This is a genomic window from Enterococcus sp. DIV1304_2 (assembly GCF_050555445.1).
Classification (GTDB): Bacteria; Bacillota; Bacilli; order Lactobacillales; family Enterococcaceae; genus Enterococcus_B; species Enterococcus_B pernyi.
The window spans coordinates 1402948-1424044 of record NZ_CP187851.1; the positions used below are offsets into that span (position 1 = coordinate 1402948).

The window sequence follows — 21097 nt, forward strand, 5'->3', positions numbered from 1 at the left end:
ACGCTATCTCCGTTTGACAAGTTTGTTTCCTTCAATTTATACTTGTGATAGCAGGTATAATAACAATCAAAATCAATACGATTCATATCAGAAAAATGATTGATGCCGCTTGTTCCTTCGTAGGTTCTACGAATGGACGCGGCATTTTTAGCGTATTATAGGAGGCGTTCCATGATTTCAGGAAAAACAAGATTAGCAGGGATTTTTGCATCTCCCGTTACCCATAGTTTATCTCCATTGATGCATAATAGAGCCTTTCAAGCGCGTTCGATTGATGCTGTTTACTTGGCATTCACAGTCGATCAGTCGAATCTTATGCAGGCGGTTGAAAGCATACGTACATTCAATATGTTAGGTGTCAATCTTTCCATGCCTAACAAAACAGCAGTTATTCCTTATTTAGATGAATTAAGTCAAGAAGCGCAGTTGATAGGTGCTGTTAATACCATCGTTCAGCAAGACAACCGCTTGATCGGCTACAATACGGATGGCATGGGCTTCATGCGTTCAGTCAACGAAGCGGGTGTCGCAATCAAAAACAAAAAAATAACCATGCTAGGTGCAGGTGGCGCAGCGAAAGCAATCGTTGTTCAAGCGGCGTTAGATCAAGCAAAAGAAATCGTCATCTATAAACGGAAGAATGCTACTTTTGCGAGTGTCTTTGCGGATTTTGAGAGAGTTGCGGAACAAACCAACTGTCCCATCATCGTCAAAGATTATGCAGATACTGAACAGTTGAAAAAAGATCTAGAAGATACGGACCTTTTGATCAATGGTACCGATATGGGCATGGGCGCAAAAAAAGAGTTGATACCAATTGATCCTCAGTTTCTCCATAAGAAAATCGCAGTTTTTGATTTGATTTATTCCCCTAAAGAAACACGCTTTCTAAAAGAAGCCAAAGCAATCGGCTGTCTCACACGAAATGGGCTAGGGATGCTGATGTACCAAGGAGCAATTGCCTTTGAGCTTTGGACAGGCGAGACTATGCCGATTGAAGAGATCCAACCTTTACTCGTTTCAAAGGAATGAAACGAGTGATATCAAAGGATTCGTTAGCTTTTAGTTAAATTTACAACGATCTTACTGTTTTTCATTAAGAAGTATCGTATGATTTTACTGAGTTGAACAAAGGGAGGAAATCAAATGAGTCGGATGGATCGCTATCAGAACATCCATAAAAAAGCAAAACCAATCAAAGAAAAGTCATCGCCGCTATCTTGGCGACGCGCAAGTAAGAAACAGGCAGAGCCTGAAGAGGAAGCAATCCCTTCTTACGAACAAACTTATGAAGAACGTCCAAGTGATTCTCGATACTCAACGCCTTACGAAGAACACGTTCATTCAGAACAACCACCCCAGAAAAAAGGACTCTTTAAAAAGAAACAGCCCAAAGGTCCACGTAAGAAGCGGTCTTGGTGGAAAATCATTTTAGGAATTTTACTAGTCTTGTTTGTCTTTTCACTGATTTCATTTTTCGTCGGCAAGTTCGTGGCTGAAAATGATCAGTCACTGGAACCAGCGACTTCAGAAACATTCAATGGCACCCAATCAACAAGCGGCGCACACAATATTTTGATTTTAGGAAGCGATACTAGGGGTGAAGATGCGGGACGAGCGGATACGATCATGGTTCTACAATTAGATGGACCAGCTCGTAAACCCAAATTGATCTCATTCATGCGGGATAGCTTCGTGACGATCCCTGGGGTCGGAGACAATAAAATCAATGCAGCTTATGCTTATGGTGGCGCTGAGTTAGTCCGACAAACCTTGTTAGAAAACTTTGGGCTGAACTGTCAATACTATATGAAAGTCGATTTCAAATCATTTGAAAAAGTGATTGATGCCATGTTCATGAATGGCGTGTCGATCGATGCTGAAAAAGATTTGAATCTAGACGGTGTTGATATCGCTAAAGGCAAACAACGGATGGACGGTCATGTGCTGTTGCAATATGCGCGTTTCCGGATGGATGAAGAAGGCGACTTCGGTCGTGTCCGCAGACAGCAACAAGTAATGGATGCGATTTTCGGTCAACTAAAAAATCCATTGAACTTGATCCGTGCGCCATATGCTGCCGGAAAAGCAATCGGTTATACATCCACCGATGTACCGATGACTTTTTTAGTCAAAAATAGTTTCTCTATCTTACGTGGTGCTGGCGGAATCGACCGTTTAAGCGTCCCAGCGGATAATACTTGGAGCTATGGTCAAAGTGATTATGCGGGTAGTATCCTCGTATTAGATAAACAAATGAACCGTGAAAAGATTGAACAATTTTTGAGTAAATGATCGTTGATGTTTTGTTAAAAAGGCTTTTCTGGAGGTGATAACTTCTGGAAAAGCTTTTTTTGTGTGGATGTCTTAATTGCTATATAGTGTTTCTTTTTCCAATAGCTCCATTTTATCCTCCTCGCAAAAATCCACTTATTATTCGGATTGAATTTCTTAACAATTTTACATTTTTTATGAGCTTATTTTTTTACTTTTATTTCTTAAAAACATAAATTTTTGTTTCGCAGATACGACTTTAAAAAACAAGATAAATCAATCGGAGAAACTTGTCGATTTCTTTATCATGCGATAATATAATATTAAAAAGATAGTTATTCTGCTTAAATACATATAAAATAACAATAAAAGGTAATTGGGTGTTCTGTTTAATTTTTTAGAGGTTCGAAGGATGATTATGAAATTTAAGTATACGTTTGGTGATCCAAAGATAAATAGGTCTTTTTGTAAAGTATAGGAATTATACTTATTGAGTACATACAACATTATTTAGAGGAGAAAAAAGCCATGGAATTATTGGTAAAAGAAACATTAGCATTAGAGGAAAAAAGGGATATACTTTTTCCGTATTACGTTGGTTATACGTTCTTTCAGGAAAGTGATTACCAAGGAAAAATCACCCATAAAGAGGCAATCTTAGCCTATCTAAATTATTTAAGTCGTTTAGCAAAAACAAATCTTTGGTCATCAAAAAAACGCAAAGAAACTGGAAAAACTGTTACCCGTGAAATGTATGTAGCGAAATTTCGTGAACTAAATTCTGATTCAATTATATACACAGCAATTGATCCTACTACGTTAAACTTAGATGGCTACCCCATTGAAGTCAACGAAGAGATGATGGAAGGCACAGAACTGACTGCGGAAGAATTGTTTATGGATGGTGGGGTATATGAGGAAGCTTTTTTTAATGAATTTCATGGTACAAAGTTATCTAAGAAAGAATTTAATCTGGTAAATGAACATTTCTTTCCTTTAAAAGATAAATTGATCATCTATTCATGGAATTCAGAGTTTACAAATTATTTCAATTATGCGCGTGTGGGCTGGGGCGCCTATCTTTGGAGTGTTTATGATCCTAGAACCCAAATCTTTACGATCATCGAAATTTATTTAGCGGAACAGGGGTAAAATGATAACAAACCTATATTTAGGTTAAACAATTGAATCATTAATCATGTGAATGAGGAGGACAGAATGAAGTTATTAAAAGAAGATACGTATCAATTTAAACAAAAACTCTATTTAAGAAAATTTCCAATCAATGGACTTTTACTCGATTATGTATTTTTTGAAGAAACAGGTTACCGTGGATACTCCAGTCATCGTAAAGCCGCCCTTGAATTTATCAAAGTAATGAATGAAAAAAGAAATATTACAGGTCTTTTATATACAGATTTGCATTATTTTGATCACTTACCCGTAGTATGTAGCCCAATTAGATTGAGTTATGCCGTAAATCCAGAGTTAATGTATGGAAAACGGATAAAGGCAGATGTTTTCTTTTCTGTTGAAAAATTCGCTTCTGGAACCTATCTAAATTGGTATGCCCAGACATTTCTTTATCCACCTTATTCATACAGCGGGAATGAAGAAGATTTTATTTCCTTAAATAATGAACTATTTCCTAAGAAAAATGCGTTAATCATTTATGCTTGGAATAACAATTGGTCGAATTACTTTTCTGCTGGGAGAGAATGGATGGATGCCTTTCTTTGGACGATTTACGATACTGCATCGAATAAGTTGACGGTCATAGGGTCTTCTATGACAGATTGAGTTTAATTAAGACTTTTAAACTTCGAGGAGGAAAAGATATGGAATTATTGGTAAAAGAAACATTAGCATTAGAAGAAAAAAGGGATATACTTTTTCCGCATTATGTTGGTTATACGTTCTTTAAGGAAAGTGATTACCAAGGAAAGGTCACCCATAAAGAGGCAATTTTGGCTTACTTAAATTATACAAGTCGCATAATAAGAACAAATCTTTGGTCATCAAAAAAACGCAAAGAAGCTGGAAAATCTGTTACCCGTGAAATGTATGTAGCGAAATTTCGTGAACTAAATTCTGATTCAATTATATACACAGCAATTGATCCTACTACGTTAAACATAGATGGCTACCCCATTGAAGTCAATGAAGAGATGATGGAAGGCATTGAACTAACTGCGAAGGAATTGTTTATGGATGGCGGGGTATATGAGGAAGCTTTTTTTGATGAATTTTATGGTACAAAGTTATCTAAGACAGACTTTAATCTGGTAAATGAACGTTTCTTTCCTTTAAAAGACAAATTAATCATCTATTCATGGAATTCAGAGTTTACCAATTACTTCAACTATCCTAGAGCATGCATCGGTGCCTATTTATGGAGTATTTACGATACGAATACAAAGAGATTTACAGTCATTGATATTTATTTAGGATATGAATAAATTTTAGAACTTAAAAATTATTTCAATTATGCGCGTGTGGGCTGGGGCGCCTATCTTTGGAGTGTTTATGATCCTAGAACCCAAATCTTTACGATCATCGAGTTTTTTTTAGCAGAACAGGGGTAAGAGGATAACAAACCTATAAGTAGGTTAAACAATTGAATCATTTAGTAAAAGTAAATAATTGGGTAATAAAAACATAGGGAAACCGAAAACTGATTATTATGAAATATATGCAGAGAAATTTCATTCATCGGATTTTGACTCAATTTTCAGTGATTGGTGCTTTATTGACTACATAATAGAAAAGAAATCATCACATAAAAGAAAGGAAAGATCAATTTGAAATTATTAGATGAAGAGACGTATCGATTCCCTTTGACTATGATGGAGAATAATATCCCAATGAAAAATATCCCGATTCTTTTTCTATTCTTTCATGAGAAAGATTACGAGGAAGATAGCAGTCATCAACAAGCAGCAATTCAGCTTGTTAAGTTTGCGAACCAGAAAAAAAGATATCCTATGATTACTTGGAATAAGCAGGAACATTTAGATAACCGAATACAAGAATATACAATAAATCCTACGCGCATGACCGCTCGACGTTTAAGTCACGAGGTTTTTTTCTCAATTTATCGGGAACCTAAAAGACCGTTTCTTTCAAATTATGCTTATGCATTCTTCCAGATGTCTTCAAACTATCTCGGGAAAGTAGAACATTTTATTCAAATGAACGATATTCTTTTTCCAGATAAGGAACAACTGATTATTTATGAGTGGAATAATACTTGGTCAGATTATTTTCATTATGGCAGACAGCATAGAGGGGCTTTTATATGGACGATCTATGATCCTAAAAGAAATAAGTTTACGGTGATCAATGCAAGCATTTTATGAGATTAGGAGAAAAATATAATATGGAGTTTTTACTACAGGAAACAGAAGTATTGAGCCAAAAATTAGAGGAGAAAGCATTATTTACAAGACGTTTAAATTTAGACTTTGTCTACTTTAAAGAGAAGAATTATCGAAATGTGGAGAGTCATCAACAAGCAGCGATTGAATTTATAAAGGTGATGAACGAAAAAAGTCTAGGGTACTCATGTGTTCATTCAACAGAATTACATTGTTTTGATGATTTACCTATTTTTATTAAGGCATTGGCTTATCCCTATGCAGTGAACCCAGAGTTGATGTATGCGAAATCAGTATTGCCCCCTGCCTTTTTCTCTACTAAATGTGAGAATGGTAAATATGAATCTTCCTATGCTTATTCCATACTCTCACAGATATATAAACCTCAGCGAGAAGAGATTTTTTTAAAAGCCAATGAGTATCTATTTCCTATGCAAGACAACCTAATAATCTACCAATGGAACAATGATTGGTCAAATTATTTTTCAATAGGTAGAGAGGAATATGGTGCGTATTTATGGACGATCTATGAGAGGGAAACTGAAAAATTTACGGTGATAGGTGCTTCGATGAGGTACTGAATACTACGTGAAAAATACTATCGAGTACATACAACATTTCTAGTGGAGGGAAAGATGAAATTTTTGGAAAAGGAAACAGATCGATTTGTACTGACTATGGTTGAAAAAAATATCTGGATGAAAGAGCTCGTACTCACTTACGGCTTCTTCCATGAAGAAAATTACAAAGGAGAAGAAAGTCACAAAGAAGCAGCACTTGCCTTTGTGACAGCAATCAATCAAAAGAGAGGACATACAAAAATTGAGTATACGGATAGAGTAAATTTCCCTGTCAATCTGAGAAAAACTTATTCCATCAATCAACTACTGATGCAAGGGCTTATAATCGAAGGAAATGTTTTCTTTTCTACAGCCTATGATTCGGACAAGAAATATACTTCCGATTATGCCACTGCTTTCTTTAAATTATCTTCATCTTATAAAGGAGAGGAGAAAGATTTTATTCAATTGAACAATCATATCTTTGGAAATAGAGCCAAACTGATTATTTATCAATGGAACAATACTAAGGATTCAAAAATACACTGATTACTGTAAATCGTTTTCTTTTTTCATCGTAAATACTCCATAAATAGGCACCGTAACAATCACGCGCACGATTAAAGCGATTGGAGAAGGATGCATCCCACTCGTAGATTTTTAAATGCTCTCTTTCAGGAAAGAATCGTTGATTAAGCACTAAAAAATGTTCTTTACTCACTGTAGTTGTTTGAGTTTCATGGAAAAAGGCTTTTTCATAGGCTCCTCTATTTTTAAATAGACTATCGGGTTTGATTTCTTCTGCCTTCATCATTTTTTTATTTACATAAATTGGGTATGTTTCCCAACCTAAGTAATCAGGATCTCGCTTGATATAGATGAGCGGATTAGCTTTAATTGAACAAAAATATTCGTTAAATTGTTCTATGCTTGTAGGCTTCCCAGTTTTTTCTCTTTGGTCGAATGCCCAATGATTACATTGTACAATTCGATTCGAAAATTCTAGATATCCTAGAATGGCTTGTTGGTGACTGTGAATTCCTTGATTATTATTTTCAATAAAGAAGGCATAATTAACATAAATTGGTATATTTTCACCACTCCAATCCCAACATGCTAGTGTTTCTTTTTCTAATAGTTCCATCTATTTGTCTCCTTTTACTAAGGTTCCAAAAGTATACTGATAACTGTAAAACGGTGCTTTTTCTCATCATAAATACTCCATAAATATGCACCGAAACAATCACGTGCACGATTATAATGATTGGAAAAGGATGTATCCCACTCGTACACTTTTAATTGGGCTCTTTCAGGAAAGAATTGTTGATTGAGAGCTAAAAATTGCTCTTTAGTCACTTTGATTGTTTGAGTTTCATGGAAAAAAGTTTTTTCATAGATTCCTCTATTTTTAAATAGAATATCGGGATTGACTTCTTCTGCCTTCATCATTTTTTTATTGACATAAATTGGGGCTGTTTCCCAACTTAAGTAATCGGGATCTCGATTGATATAAATAAGTGAGGTAGCTTTTATTGAATAGAAATATTCGTTGAATTTCTCTCTGCTGATCGGTATCCCAGTTTTCACTCTGAGGTCTGATGCCCAGCGGTTACATTGCACGATGCGATTTAGAAATTCTAGATATCCTAATACGGCTTGCTGGTGACTATGAATTCCTTGATCATTATTTTCAATAAAGAAGGCATAATTAACATAAATTGGAATATTTTCTCCACTCCTATCCCGGCATGCTAGTGTTTCTTTTTCCAATAACTCCATTTTGTCCTCCGCAAAAAAATCCACTTATTATTCAGATTGAATTTATTAACAATATTACAGTTTTCATGAGCTTGTTTTTTACTTTTATTTCTTAAAAACATAAATTTTTGTTTCGCAGATATGACTTTAAAAAAACAAGATAAATAAATCGGGGGAACTTGTCGATTTCTTTATCATGCGATAATATAAACTTATAAAGATGGTTATTCTACTTGAATATATATAAAATAACTATTAAAAAAATATTAGGTTTTATGTTTAATTTTTTAGAGGTTCGGAGGATGATTATGAAATTTAAGTATACGTTTGGTGGTCCAAAGATAAATAGGTCTTTTTGTAAAGTATAGGAATTATACTTATTGAGTACATACAACATTTCTAGAGGAGGGAAAAATGAAATTTTTAGAAAAGGAAACAAATCGATTTGTTCTGACCATGGTTGAAAAAAATATCTGGATGAAAGATTTAGCAATCAACTATGCGTTTTTCCAAGAAAAGAATAATCAAGGATACGAAAGTCACAAAAAAGCAGCTTTGGCATTTGTTACGTTCCTCAATCAAAGAAGAGGACATGATCAAATTGAGTATACGAATAAACTTGAATTTCCAGTCAATATATTCGCAACCTATTCCATAAACCTCAATTTAATGGAAGCAACAAGAATTCCAGTCGATACTTTTTTTTCTACACATAGCGACTTAGAAGGTCATTATATTTCAGATTATGCCTACGCTTTTTTTAAAATTCCTTTTTTTTATAGAGGAAGTAAGAAAGATTTCATTGAACTGAACAATTACTTGTTTTCCGAGAAGGAAACATTAGTCATTTATCAATGGATCAACACGTGGTCAGATTATTTCGCTTATGGAAAACATTCCGGAAAAGGAGCGTACCTTTGGACGATTTATGATCCAACAAGAAAAAGATTTACGGTATGTGGGGCATCAACATTGAGTTGAATGAGGAGGACAGAATGAAGTTATTAAAAGAAGATACGTATCATTTTAAAAAAAAACTCTATTTAAAAAAATTTCCAATCAATGGACTTTTACTCGATTATGTATTTTTTGAAGAAACAGGTTATCGTGGATACTCCAGTCATCGCAAAGCCGCTCTTGAATTTATCAAAGTAATGAATGAAAAAAGAAATATTCCAGGTCTTCTATATACAGATTTACATTATTTTGATCACTTACCCATACGATGTAGCCCAATTAAGTTGAGTTATGCCGTAAATCCAGAGTTAATGTATGGAAAACAGATGAAGACAGATGTTTTCTTTTCTGTTGAAAAAACAGCTTCTGGAAGCTATTTAAATTGGTATGCACAAACATTTCTTTTCCCACCATATTCATATAGTGGGAACGAAGAAGATTTTATTTCCTTGAATAAATTATTATTCCCTAAGAAAAGTGCGTTGATCATTTATGCTTGGAATAACAATTGGTCGAATTACTTTTCTCCTGGGAGAGAATGGATGGATGCCTTTCTTTGGACGATTTACGATACTGCATCGAATAAACTGACTGTCATAGGATCTTCTATGACAGATTGATTTTAATATTAAAAAAGCACCAATTAAATTTGTAAATAGTCCAATTTAATTGGTGCTTTTTCTACATTAATTATTTAAGAGATTCTATATAGGGATGAGATGTCTTAACATAAAAGTTCCTATTATTTTTTATAAATTTACTTTTCTTTTGGAAACTTACATACCCTTCGTCAATTTGATTATGCTCAATGATTCCTATATTATCTATTTCTTGAAACCCCCAGCCTAAATTTGGCGATAAATTATCTATAGATGTATAAGTTATCATATTATGATTGGGAATGTCATTTATTTTGCCGAGATCTTTATATTTTGAACGATCTTTTTTTCCTGGAATATATCCTTGAGCTCTGGCTGTGGAGAGTCCATAGTTAATTGTTATTATTGCTCCTGAAATATCATGGTAAGTACTCGCCGATTCTAGACCATCCTCAATGATACGATCCATTAGATATGATTTATCTTTTGCGATGTGCCTACCCATAGTATGACCCTTACTACCACCTAAGGCAAAATATTCGTCATAATATAAATCTAACGGAGTATACCAATAATCATCTTCCTCCTCATCATCTTCTGTTAAGGATTCTATAAGATTTGCAATTATTAATGAGGCCGCTAAACTCCACGTTGTGCCCATAGCTCTTTTAACTAAAATATTTTCTGTGCCATCCTCAACTATATCTCCAGTCTCTTCATCCAACACCCCACGTTTTCTATCAATAGTGATTGAATCATCATTTGGTACTGCCTCATCACTATAAGAAAACTCAATCGCTCCAACTAAATGCGATGGAACTGCTTCCTGGGTTTGAGCATAGATGAAGTTTCCAGCACGATCCAATACGACTGCCGCACCGTATAGTGTCGCGATCATTCCAGAAGGGTCAAAGTCTAATCCATTGTTGTTTGGAGCTAAGGCTTCGCTTAAACTTTGGCTGATTTGGCTGGTTCGTTCATCATATGCGACAGCCATTTCTTGGGCAGTTTTAATAGCTAAGGCTTTAGAAGGTTCATTGACGACCCCGAATTCAAATGGTGTGGTTGCTTGGACGTAGTCGAGCAATTGTTCTTTTGTTGTGATCTCTGTTAAGAGCGTAGAGATGCTCGTGTCCAGCTTGACTTGATAGTTGAAAGGTTCTGGGAAATCATAGCCGTAGTAAGAAGAACCGGTGATGTTCAAGATAGCATCATCTGCTCCTCGAACGGATTCGCCATACTGGATGCTTTCTAAAACGAAAAACTCATTCTGGGAGAGAGAATCGGCTAGTGACGTGTTACGTCCGACCACCGCTGCTTGTTCCCGTAGTGTCCAAGGGATGGTGTAGTTGATGTAGCGACGATAAAGTTCAACACGGTCACTGACGCTGAAAGTAAAGATTCCGTGGTCGCTCTCGCCAGTCAAGTACTCACGCATCAACGCATTGCTTGTTACATCTTGTGCGTAGCGGTTTTGTAAGGCTGCGGAGAAATTGTAGGTATTTGTTGTCGAATCGATTCCAGACATTGCAAAAGCGTTCAGTTCATTTTGAGTGGAGGCACTGCTACCGATCGATTCAAATAAGCCACTGTTTGTTTTCGCTAAATCAGCTGTTGCGACGCCTAAAGAGGCACCGAGTTGATAAAAACCGACCCCTAGACCAATCCCTAGCAGAGCGGGGGCAAGAACAGCGGAGGCTGCGGTCGACAGTAAGCCAGCGCTAAGTGTACTACCTGATAAACCAGATGCATAAGCAGACATGCTGATTCCATTAAAAACGTTTAAGGCAACTGCTGCATTTTGTGGTTCTGCGGACGAAGGAATCGCTGAGGTGGTATCGATCGGAACGATGGTTTCGTCAGGTTGGGTGATTTCGCCAGCGATCGCTTCTTGGGCGTGGACATCAAGTGGCAAAGTGGCAAAAGGTGCGAGCAACAGACCAACAAGTAATAGGCGATAAAATTTTTTCATTTTTTACTCCTTTTTATCAAATGACTTGAGTGACTACCAACAGTTCAACTACCAAAAACCTCCTTATTTGTGTCGTAGGTTGCTTAATTATATTTTCCAAAATATAACAACAAAATTCAAGTTTATTTAAAATTATAATTATAAAAAAACTCATTTTTTTATATAGTTATTTTCTTTGCAAATACTAATTATATGTTAAGCCTTGCTGTTCTTTTATCAATGTTTATACCCTTATTTAAAAATAACAGCATGATAATAATAAAAAGATAAATGTTCTTCTTTAGGTGATTATAGTTATTTTTTTGTAACGCTTTTTTCCATTCAACAAAAACATCTTCAATTTTTTCGCTATTCTTTTTGAAAGCCATTTGGTAAACTGTTAAAGAATTCTTATTTTATCAAGAAGAGGAGGGAAAACATGAAAACAGTGATACTTGCTGAAAAGCCTTCTCAAGCAAAAGCGTATGCGGAAACGTTCAAAAAAAGGAAAAAGCAGGAAGGTTATTTTGAAGTCAGCGATCCACTATTCACAGGTGAAGTAACGATCACTTACGGGTTTGGTCATTTAGTGGAAATGGTTCCTCCTGGAGAGTATGAAGAACGCTGGGCTAAGTGGTCATTGCCCAACTTGCCGATATTTCCAGATCAGTTCAAATATACGGTCCCTCCAGAGAAGCGGGCCCAATTTGCGATCGTTAAACGACAATTACAAGCAGCTGATACGATCATTATCGCAACAGATAGTGACCGTGAAGGTGAAGCGATTGCTTGGTCGATCATTCAGCAAGCTAACGCATTTACGAAGCAAAAACAGTACTTTCGCTTATGGATCAATTCATTAGAAAAAGAAGCGATATATCAAGGGTTCAAACAACTGAAACCTGCGGAACAATTTTATCCGAAATATAAAGAAGCCCAAGCTCGTCAACATGCAGATTGGCTGATCGGGATGAATGGCAGTCCACTGTATAGTTTGCTGCTGCAACAAAAAGGAATCTCAGGGAGCTTCTCCTTAGGGCGTGTGCAAACACCAACGCTTTATATGATCTACCAGTTACAAGAAGAAATTAGAAAGTTTAAAAAAGAACCTTATTTCGAAGGAGAAGCGCAGATCAAAAGTCAACATGGACAGTTTGTCGGTAAAATCGAGCCGAAACAAACCTTTAAGACTGCGAACGAATTAGTTGCTGCGATAGAGGCAAAAGGTGTGCATTTAGGAAAACAACAAGGAACGATCTTACAAGTAACGAAAAAAGAAAAACAACAAAGTAGTCCACGTTTGTTTTCTTTGTCAAGTTTACAATCGAAAATGAATCAACTGATGAAAGTCAGTGTGAAAGCCACACTTGATGCAGTCCAAGGCTTGTACGAAAGTAAGTTTTTGAGTTATCCTCGAACAGATTCTTTTTACATCACAGAAAGCGAACACCAGTATCTTGTCCAAAATCTTGATCGCTATAAAGCGTTTTTAGGGATCACAGAGGTAGCGACACCTGAAACATTTCCTAAAAAACGATATGTGGATGCAAAAAAAGTCCAAGAGCATCATGCGATCATTCCGACAAAAACGATACCGACGAAGGAACGTTTTGCGAAGCTTTCCCGGCTAGAGCAAGCGATCTATTTGCAGGTGATGCGTACGACTTTAGCAATGTTTGCAGAAAATTATCGCTATGAAGAAACCGTGATCCTTACAGGAGTGGAACAATTACGTTTGAAGAGTGTAGGGAAACGTCCGATCGCAGAAGGCTGGCAACAAATCTTGACCGTAAAAAGCAAGAAAAAATCAGATGGTCAGCTTTTGCCTAAAGTTAGTGAACAAGAGGTAGTGGCTGTTGATCTGAGAAGCCTTGAGAAAGAGACTCAACCACCTAAGCCCTACAATGAGGGAACGCTGATCACTGCGATGAAAACCGCAGGAAAGACCTTAGACGATGAAGAAGCGCAAGAGATTCTGAAAGAAGTGGAAGGGATCGGAACGGAAGCTACCCGCGCGAGCATTATTGAAAACTTGAAACAAAGGCACTATATCGAAGTCAATAAAAATGATATTCAAGTGACTGCCAAAGGTATCACTTTGTGTAAAGCAGTAGCAGGAGAATCTTTACTGACAAGCGCTGAGATGACGGCGCGGTGGGAAAGTTATTTGAAAAAAATCGGTGAACGGCAAGGAACGCCGGAAGTCTTTTTAGAAAATATCAAAAAATTTATTCTGCATTTATTAGAAGTCGTCCCAGAACAAGTAAAAACAGTCGACTTGTCGGAAGAGCAAAGCGGATTGATGCAAATCGAAGCAATGGAGAAGAAGAATGACCAAGTCGGGCGTTGTCCCAAATGTAAAAAAGGCATTGTGATGTTGTATCCAAAAATCGCGACATGTACGAACAAGGAATGTGATTTTAAATTATGGCCTACGATTGCTCAGAAGAAATTGACCAAAACAAATCTTAGAGAGTTGCTATCAAAAGGTAAGACTAGTAAAGTGGTCAAAGGATTCACTGGGAAAAAAGGAAAGTTTGATGCTGTCCTTTTTTTGAAAGAAGATTTAACGATCGGCTTTTCATTTCCTTGGATGGAAAAACAAGAGTAGGTATATTTATTCCGAAAAGTTAAAATACCTAAACCAAAAAATACTAAAGTAATCATTGTTAGAGGAGTACTTGTACGTGAAAAAAATCAATTCGCTTTTGAATTATGCGATGGGGTTGTTAACGTTGGTTGCTCTATATCAGGCGGTCATCGCATATCCAGAATACGGAACCAAATTATTAGCTATTACAAAACATCCGACTGGCTACTCACCGACGGTCATTTTGACAACTTTGACCGCAGCAGCCAAGAGTGGCACATACTTGTTGCATACAACGAGTAGTCTACTGAAAAGAAAGAAACAACGGAAACAGTTGCTTTTCGTATTAGCTGCGGCGGGTGTTGTTTATTTCTTACCGGTGATTACGCAATTTATTCAACAGTTCATATAAATAGATAAAAAAAGACGACGATAAGAGAAAAATTTCCTTATTCGCCGTCTTTTTTTAAATCTTTAATATACCAAGCGTCCATCGTCGAGTGTTCAGAACCTGCTAGTGGATCAGCTATCAAGTGAAAGCCGAACTTTTCATACAGTTTACAAGCAGGCTTTAATAAATGCATCGTTTCTAAATAGCATTGACGGTAATGTTGAGTGGCATAAGACAATGCTGTTTCCATCAATTGGTTGGCAATTCCTAAACCTTTTGCTTCTGGGGCTAAGTACAATTTTTGTAATTCACATATCTGCTTTTGCTCGTCGAAAGGTGCGATTCCGATTCCGCCAACTACTTTATTTTCTAATTCCACCACCCAATAAGCAGCACAGGGTAGAGCATGGTAGTAGTCTGTTAAATGGTCTATTTGTGGGTCGAAATAGGCAGTTCCTTCAATCGCTAAATCGAGTGTTTCTAGGGAAGTTTGAATAATTTCTTTGATGATTGGATCATCTTGTGGTTTGATTTCTCGGATCAGCATCGGACAAGGCTCCTTTTCTATCGTGTTTATTTATCGTAATACAAATGAACGGAAGGGTCAATTTACTTTGTACTCAGAGGAACATTCTTTTATCAACATCTCCCTTGACCCATTGCTTGAACTGTGAAATAATAACTTCATAAAAAATTTATGACTTAAGAGCGTTCGCCGGAACGATCTTGTAGGAGTCAGACAAACGAACCGTAGGCTTTAATGGTTCGTTTGCCTGGCTCCTTTTTGTTTTGGGAGGGAATAGGCAGAATGAAAATAGAAAACTTACAGACAGATAGACAAAAAGGATTAACAGAACAAGAAGCAAACGATCGATTAGAATACTACGGTGTAAACTCGATTGACACTCAGTCAACTAAATCTTTTATTGTTTATCTCAAAGAAGCAATGAAAGATATCACGATTTTGATTTTACTTGTTGCCACAGGACTGTCTACGTTTATTGCTTATCAAACGCATCCGGATGATTTTACAGAACCAATCGTTATCTTTTCGATTGTCCTATTAAATCTTTATTTGTCAATACGGCAACAAAAAAGTGCGGAAAAATCAATGGATCAACTGAAAAAAATGAGTACGCCATCTAGCCGTGTCTTGAGAGAAGGTTCCATCAAAGAAATCAACAGCTCTGAGATCGTTCCTGGTGATATTGTACAACTTAAATTGGGTGATCGTGTCCCTGCTGACGCGAAAGTAATTACAAGTACTAATTTCTTTGTTGACGAATCGTTTTTGACTGGAGAAAGTGAACCGAGTGAAAAAGACGCTTCTTATCAACCTACTGATAATGAAGCATTGAGTGATCGTAAAGACCTAGTATTTTCAGGTTCATTGGTTGTGACAGGTAAAGCGACAGTCTTAGTTGAAAAAACTGGCAATGCTACAGAAATCGGAAAAATCTCTCATTTGATCAAGAATGAAGGAACGCATGTCGCACCACTGCAAGTCAAAATGCAAAGACTGGGTAAAGTACTAGGGATAGTCGCAATCACTGCTGGTTTCTTAGCAATTGTAATTGGTTTAGTAAAAGGTTTGAGCCTAGAATCAAGTATCATGACTGCAATTTCAATGGCAGTTGCAGCAATACCAGAAGTATTACCGGTTGTCGTAACCATCTCTTTAGCTGTGGGAATGGGGAATATGGCAATTAAGAAAACCATTGTCCGAACACCTTCAACGGTTGAAACAGTAGGCGGTGTCTCTGTGATTTGTTCAGATAAAACGGGTACGATTACTGAAAATAAAATGACCTTGAAAAAAATCGTTCCTCTAACAGAATTACCTACTCTTATAGACTTCACTAAAGACAAGGAAAAAAATCTACTTTTACTGTTTTATCTTGCGAGTGGTTTTTCTGAGAAAGAAGGAGGGGGCAATCCAACGGAATTAGCGATTCAAAAAGCTGTAAAAGATCGATTTTCGGAGAAAGAATTACAGGAATCTCTTTCTGATTTGAAAAAAATCAAAGAATTGCCCTTTGATTCAAAAAGAAAACGTATGACTGTCGTCTATCGTATGGGTCAAGAATATTTTTCAGTCACAAAAGGAGCATTCGATCGACTACACTTGGTGAATCTAAACGAAGATTACCAAGCGGAACATGTTCAACTTGCTGATCAAGCGTACCGTGTATTAGGGGTAGCCTACAAGGTATTTCAACAATCAATCGAAGAATTATCAGAGGAAGAACTAGAGGAGGAGCTGACATTTGTCGGCTTTATCGGCATTATCGATCCAGCGAGGAAAGAAGCAGCAAAAGCAGTGGAAATAGCAAAAAAGCAGGAATCAAAACCGTTATGATCACTGGCGATCATTTATTAACAGCTTCACGTATTGCTAAAGAAGTAGGGATAATGGGAGAAGGAGACCAGGCAATGACAGGGGCGGAACTGAAAAGAATGAGTGACAAACAGTTAGCCGAAACTATCGATAGGTATCGAGTGTTTGCTCGAACGTCACCTGAGGACAAGATACGAATCGTTAAAGCTTTTCAACAAAATGACGAAATTGTCGCCATGACAGGGGACGGAGTGAACGACGCTCCGGCATTAAAAGCAGCGGACGTCGGCATTGCTATGGGGAGTGGAACGGAAGTGGCGAAGGAAGCTTCTGATATGGTTTTAGTAGACGATCATTTTGCAACGATCGTCCAAGCGGTAGAAGAGGGGCGAAGAGTGTATCAAAATATCCGTAAATCTCTATATGCCATGTTAGGTTGTAATATTTCAGCTTTAACGATCGTATTGATTTCTTTGATCTTAGGTTGGGGGGCGCCAGTCACAGCGATCCAATTGTTGATCATCAAAGTAGTCGCAGATGGCATCCCTGGTTTTAGTTTAAGTGTCGAACCTGCAGAGGAAAAAAATATGGAAAAACAACCGATCCATAAATACGGTAGCATTTTTTCACGAGGATTGACCTTTAAGATCCTTGAAATCTCTGTCGTGTTTACCGTCGTCACATTATTGGCTATAGTTATTGGTCGTACACAATCAGTAGCGATTGCTGAAACAATGACATTTATTGTCTTAGGGTTATCCACGATCAGCCATATGTATAATTGTCGCAGTGAAGTATCTATTTTACGATTGAAATTTTTGGGCAATCCACTGTTAGTCTTAACTACAGCAATTGGTGCATTGATCATTGTCTTATTAGTGACAATCCCTCTGACACAACATATCTTTGGATTTGTTACGATTGGACTTTCCAACTGGCTATGGGTTCTTGGTTTATCTTTTATTCCAGTAGCCTATATCGAAGTGAAAAAATGGACACATCTGTTTTAAAGAATTACCTGAAGGATTTTCTCTTAGTTAAGTTTAATTATGTTCGTCTGTCGTTTATTTTTCCCGAAGCTACGGACGAACTTTTCTTAAAATGACTTAAAAAAGCGCAAATGATCAAAATAAATACAGATAACAAAAAAACTAGAGAATTATGGGAATTTACGATTAGTGAGAGAGGTTAGAACAAGGAATTATGAAGGTAATCATTTTTCATTTATTCTAGTTTACATAATATATATTATACAAAGTAGATTCAAATGAAGTATGAACCGTTATCAACCAGAATTAATCCGAATTTTACCACGAAAACGATTTTTGACTCTTTTGCAAAATTTTAAAATTATTTTGCACTTGATTTGTTTATTTTCTCTTATTAGTTACCAACCATCTGTTTACAGAAAACTTAAATTTTAAATCTATATTCCTACAATCTACAAAATATCAGATTGACATTCTTGCATCAGATTTAAGTTGGTCTCAAGAATTTTTTATGACTTCGTCAATTTATGTATTTATCATCAACTAATCTATATCAGCCATTCTAATAGTATGTTTTACTAATTCTATATGTTTATTCATGAATCGTATCTTAACGATCAATTTAACGATCTTTTTCTATTATTATTACTTTAAATAACTTAGCTATTTAAGTTCCTTATTTTCCTCGAAAATCACTTTTTTGGTTCTCTTAGGCCAAGTTTAATGTGATATGTTATCTATAGAATAATAACTGAGGTGATAAAAAATGAAAATTGTCAAACTAGAGAAAGAAAAAATCAAACAGTACATATTAAATGAAGCCAATGAACAAGATATGATTGAAATGATCGAGTTGATGCGTGCAAAGAAAGCGATTTTAGACTTAGAAAAAATCGCAATGGAGAAGAAGAAAATCGTTGATAAATTCAACAAATTGTAAGAGTCTAAGCCCTATAGCCTCTTTTTTCTCTATCTACGAATGCCCTCTTCTCCGTTCAAATGTTCTTATAATTCACTAAAAACGGATCACAGAAATATGATAAAAAATAATCCCGATAAATACTCCAAATAGAATATGTAAAACAACAGCAAAAACTAACGGAACAACCTTGGCTCCTTTTTTATCCCAGCTGTACTTTGCTTTCTTATTCTTCCATAGTAAAGAGATAAGTAATAAACTGAGAATCACGATCCATAATAGAAACGCAATACCAACTAAAGGCATTATTTTTTCATTAATAATAGCTATACCCATAAATGCTCCTTTCTTTTCTATATACTCTTCTATCATCAAAAAAAACGGGAACAATCGGAAATAATTTTTTTGCTATCCCGATTGTTCCCGTTTTTTGTTCATTTCATTGCTGATGTTAGCGTACAGTATCAAGTACGGCTTTTAATTCACTGACTGATTGATGGAACATTGCTTTTTCTTGAGGTGTGATCGATAGATCAATGATTTCTCTTACCCCATTTTCATCAACGATCGATGGCACACCAGTAAAGATATCTTCTTCACCATACTCACCATTTAAGTAAGCTGAAACTGGTAGTACAGCTTGTTCATTATTTAGAATGGCTTTGACGATTCGAGTCGTACTCATACCAATACCGTAATAAGTTGCTTTTTTACGGTCAATGATTTCATAAGCTGCATTTTTTACTTTATCAGCAAGTACTGTTAAATCATTTTCTTCTAAACGATGATCTTTCTCAACGTATTCCATGATTGGTTTACCACCGACTGTAGTATGTGACCAAGCAGCTACTTCTGAATCCCCATGCTCACCTAAGATATAACCATGTACGCTACGTGGATCAACTGCAAGTTTCAAAGCAATTTCTTTTCTGAAACGAGTTGTATCTAAAGTTGTTCCTGTTCCTACCACTCTTGAAGCTGGTAAGCCGGATTCTTGCCATGTTAAGTAAGTTAAAATATCGACTGGGTTTGAAGCAACCACGAAGATACCATCAAAACCTGAAGCCATGACTTCTTTAACGATTTGACGAGTGATTGCTGCATTTGTTTTCACTAGATCTAAGCGAGTTTGACCAGGTTTTTGGTTCACGCCAGCAGTTAAGATCACTAGATTTGCATCTTTACATTCTTCATACGTGCCAGACCATACGGAAACGTTTTTTTCGCCCCATGCCATTCCATCTAGTAAGTCCAAAGCTTCTCCTTCTGCTTTTTCTTGGTTGACATCGATTAAGACAAGTTCATTGGCAACACCTTGATTGATCATCGCATAAGCAATACTTGTACCGACAAATCCTGTACCTACGATTACAACTTTACGACTTGTTTTTTTCATGTCTAACACACCTTTCATCCGTTCTTTGTTATTTTCATGAAAATTATAAATCGGTTGCTATCATTTTTCAATAATATAGAAATTATATATACTATAATAATTTTTTATAGAAAATCAATAACGTCCATAGTCGGATTGTGTTCTTCTCACTCTTGGTATTTCTTTACGACAAGTGGGCAAGCCTTTCATTGATGGATCATTTGTTTTTACTAAAGCAGTCATTTGCGGTGAAAGGTTTGTAACTTTAGATCGTAAAGACATAGGTTCAGGTTTTGTTGATTGATCCGCTTGATGTTCATCAGGTAAAGAATTGGTACTGGATTGTCGTGAGAGATAGCTAAAATTAGGATCTCCTTCCAAACGAGTAGGAGAAATTTTTAGTTGTAGATCTTCGACATAAATTCTTGAAGAAGGTTTTTTATAGAGTGGATCGCCAAGTTTAGGAATCCAGTTTTTTCTTCTTTCACTGCGCTTGAGCTTGTTAGTTAACCGCTCCATTTCATTTTCACCAGTATATTTAGGATAGTTTGCAGCATGATAAGTCGAATAGATGGCTTCGTTGATTCGTTCGAATAGCATTTCCCGATATGTATTTGTATTGAATAATCGATGAAACTGATACAGTATAAAATCTTTCAATCTTCTTGCTCCTCATTCTGGTGCCATGGCTCAAAGACATCTCTTTGTCTACTTGCTCGGGCCTTTTCTTTTTCTATATTGCTCTTCACTCTTTCTTCTTGGACTTTATAAGAAGCCGCAACTTCTTTTTTAAAGTGTCTGCGATCTTTACGAGTCACTCTTTTTATATATTTGAATATTTGCCAAATAATTACGACAAGTAAGTAAACCGTAAAAAAGCCAGAAAAACCAAACTGAATAATAAACGACATAAGAAAAGCAGCAAGCTTACCTGCTTGACTAGCTGATGGAAAATTTTCCTGCTGTTGCGCAATAAATGTTAAAACCCAGAACATGCCCATTTTCTTTTTCCCCCTACT

The 21097-nt window shown here is 36.3% G+C and carries 21 protein-coding genes and 1 pseudogene; 14 read left to right on the forward strand and 8 right to left on the reverse strand.

Annotated elements, in window-relative coordinates; genetic code table 11:
- Positions 1-171: 171 nt before the first annotated feature.
- From IGJ14_RS06545 to IGJ14_RS06580, 8 genes are all read left to right on the forward strand, one after another.
- Positions 172-1032, forward strand: coding sequence for a shikimate dehydrogenase (locus IGJ14_RS06545; RefSeq protein ID WP_019722824.1), 861 nt, complete (start codon positions 172-174; stop codon positions 1030-1032).
- 114 nt (positions 1033-1146) lie between these two features.
- Positions 1147-2295: an LCP family protein gene (locus IGJ14_RS06550; RefSeq protein ID WP_019722823.1), complete on the forward strand. Its 1149-nt coding sequence runs from the start codon at positions 1147-1149 to the stop codon at positions 2293-2295.
- 507 nt (positions 2296-2802) lie between these two features.
- Positions 2803-3426, forward strand: coding sequence for a hypothetical protein (locus tag IGJ14_RS06555; RefSeq protein ID WP_019722822.1), 624 nt, complete (start codon positions 2803-2805; stop codon positions 3424-3426).
- A gap of 66 nt (positions 3427-3492) precedes the next feature.
- Positions 3493-4074: a hypothetical protein gene (locus IGJ14_RS06560; protein ID WP_019722821.1), complete on the forward strand. Its 582-nt coding sequence runs from the start codon at positions 3493-3495 to the stop codon at positions 4072-4074.
- Between the two features lie 38 nt (positions 4075-4112).
- The gene (locus tag IGJ14_RS06565; RefSeq protein ID WP_019722820.1) at positions 4113-4733 is read left to right on the forward strand and encodes a hypothetical protein; all 621 of its coding nucleotides are present in this window, start codon (positions 4113-4115) and stop codon (positions 4731-4733) included.
- Between the two features lie 342 nt (positions 4734-5075).
- On the forward strand, positions 5076-5633 hold the full coding sequence (locus tag IGJ14_RS06570) for a hypothetical protein (protein ID WP_019722819.1): 558 nt from the start codon (positions 5076-5078) through the stop codon (positions 5631-5633).
- Between the two features lie 20 nt (positions 5634-5653).
- Positions 5654-6232, forward strand: coding sequence for a hypothetical protein (locus IGJ14_RS06575; protein WP_019722818.1), 579 nt, complete (start codon positions 5654-5656; stop codon positions 6230-6232).
- A gap of 54 nt (positions 6233-6286) precedes the next feature.
- Positions 6287-6760, forward strand: a complete 474-nt coding sequence (locus IGJ14_RS06580; protein ID WP_430608425.1) for a hypothetical protein — start codon at positions 6287-6289, stop codon at positions 6758-6760.
- On the opposite strand, the gene IGJ14_RS06585 is transcribed toward IGJ14_RS06580, so the two are convergent.
- Both IGJ14_RS06585 and IGJ14_RS06590 read right to left on the reverse strand, forming a co-directional pair.
- The gene (locus IGJ14_RS06585) at positions 6738-7355 is read right to left on the reverse strand and encodes a hypothetical protein (protein ID WP_019722816.1); all 618 of its coding nucleotides are present in this window, start codon (positions 7353-7355) and stop codon (positions 6738-6740) included. The two genes, IGJ14_RS06580 and IGJ14_RS06585, sit on opposite strands and share 23 nt — an antisense overlap.
- Positions 7356-7372: 17 nt before the next feature.
- Positions 7373-7990, reverse strand: a complete 618-nt coding sequence (locus IGJ14_RS06590) for a hypothetical protein (protein ID WP_019722815.1) — start codon at positions 7988-7990, stop codon at positions 7373-7375.
- A 393-nt stretch (positions 7991-8383) separates the two neighbouring features.
- Here IGJ14_RS06590 and IGJ14_RS06595 point away from each other — a divergent pair, with 393 nt between their 5' ends.
- Both IGJ14_RS06595 and IGJ14_RS06600 read left to right on the forward strand, forming a co-directional pair.
- Positions 8384-8950: a hypothetical protein gene (locus IGJ14_RS06595; protein WP_019722814.1), complete on the forward strand. Its 567-nt coding sequence runs from the start codon at positions 8384-8386 to the stop codon at positions 8948-8950.
- A gap of 14 nt (positions 8951-8964) precedes the next feature.
- Positions 8965-9546, forward strand: coding sequence for a hypothetical protein (locus tag IGJ14_RS06600; RefSeq protein ID WP_019722813.1), 582 nt, complete (start codon positions 8965-8967; stop codon positions 9544-9546).
- Positions 9547-9616: 70 nt separating this feature from the next.
- Here the strand turns inward: IGJ14_RS06600 and IGJ14_RS06605 are convergent, their stop codons facing one another.
- On the reverse strand, positions 9617-11497 hold the full coding sequence (locus IGJ14_RS06605; RefSeq protein WP_195339267.1) for an RNase A-like domain-containing protein: 1881 nt from the start codon (positions 11495-11497) through the stop codon (positions 9617-9619).
- Positions 11498-11915: 418 nt separating this feature from the next.
- Here IGJ14_RS06605 and IGJ14_RS06610 point away from each other — a divergent pair, with 418 nt between their 5' ends.
- Together IGJ14_RS06610 and IGJ14_RS06615 are read left to right on the forward strand one after the other, a co-directional pair.
- Positions 11916-14087, forward strand: a complete 2172-nt coding sequence (locus tag IGJ14_RS06610; RefSeq protein WP_430608427.1) for a DNA topoisomerase 3 — start codon at positions 11916-11918, stop codon at positions 14085-14087.
- 76 nt (positions 14088-14163) lie between these two features.
- Positions 14164-14478 carry a hypothetical protein gene (locus IGJ14_RS06615; RefSeq protein ID WP_010735484.1) on the forward strand — a complete coding sequence of 105 codons (315 nt, stop codon included), beginning with the start codon at positions 14164-14166 and terminating at the stop codon, positions 14476-14478.
- A gap of 37 nt (positions 14479-14515) precedes the next feature.
- On the opposite strand, the gene IGJ14_RS06620 is transcribed toward IGJ14_RS06615, so the two are convergent.
- Positions 14516-15004: a GNAT family N-acetyltransferase gene (locus IGJ14_RS06620; RefSeq protein WP_019723858.1), complete on the reverse strand. Its 489-nt coding sequence runs from the start codon at positions 15002-15004 to the stop codon at positions 14516-14518.
- Between the two features lie 261 nt (positions 15005-15265).
- On the opposite strand from IGJ14_RS06620, the pseudogene IGJ14_RS06625 reads away from it, so the two are divergent.
- A pseudogene (locus tag IGJ14_RS06625) lies at positions 15266-17805 on the forward strand (cation-translocating P-type ATPase).
- 745 nt (positions 17806-18550) lie between these two features.
- On the forward strand, positions 18551-18724 hold the full coding sequence (locus IGJ14_RS06630; protein ID WP_010735481.1) for a hypothetical protein: 174 nt from the start codon (positions 18551-18553) through the stop codon (positions 18722-18724).
- A gap of 75 nt (positions 18725-18799) precedes the next feature.
- On the opposite strand, the gene IGJ14_RS06635 is transcribed toward IGJ14_RS06630, so the two are convergent.
- From IGJ14_RS06635 to IGJ14_RS06650, 4 genes are all read right to left on the reverse strand, one after another.
- Complete coding sequence (locus IGJ14_RS06635) at positions 18800-19039, reverse strand: hypothetical protein (protein WP_010735480.1); 240 nt, start codon at positions 19037-19039, stop codon at positions 18800-18802.
- Between the two features lie 115 nt (positions 19040-19154).
- Positions 19155-20099, reverse strand: coding sequence for an L-lactate dehydrogenase (locus IGJ14_RS06640; protein ID WP_019724600.1), 945 nt, complete (start codon positions 20097-20099; stop codon positions 19155-19157).
- Positions 20100-20213: 114 nt separating this feature from the next.
- Positions 20214-20738, reverse strand: coding sequence for a hypothetical protein (locus tag IGJ14_RS06645; RefSeq protein WP_195339269.1), 525 nt, complete (start codon positions 20736-20738; stop codon positions 20214-20216).
- Positions 20735-21079 carry a hypothetical protein gene (locus IGJ14_RS06650; RefSeq protein WP_019724540.1) on the reverse strand — a complete coding sequence of 115 codons (345 nt, stop codon included), beginning with the start codon at positions 21077-21079 and terminating at the stop codon, positions 20735-20737. The genes IGJ14_RS06645 and IGJ14_RS06650 overlap by 4 nt, the downstream gene beginning before the upstream one ends.
- Positions 21080-21097 lie beyond the last annotated feature (18 nt).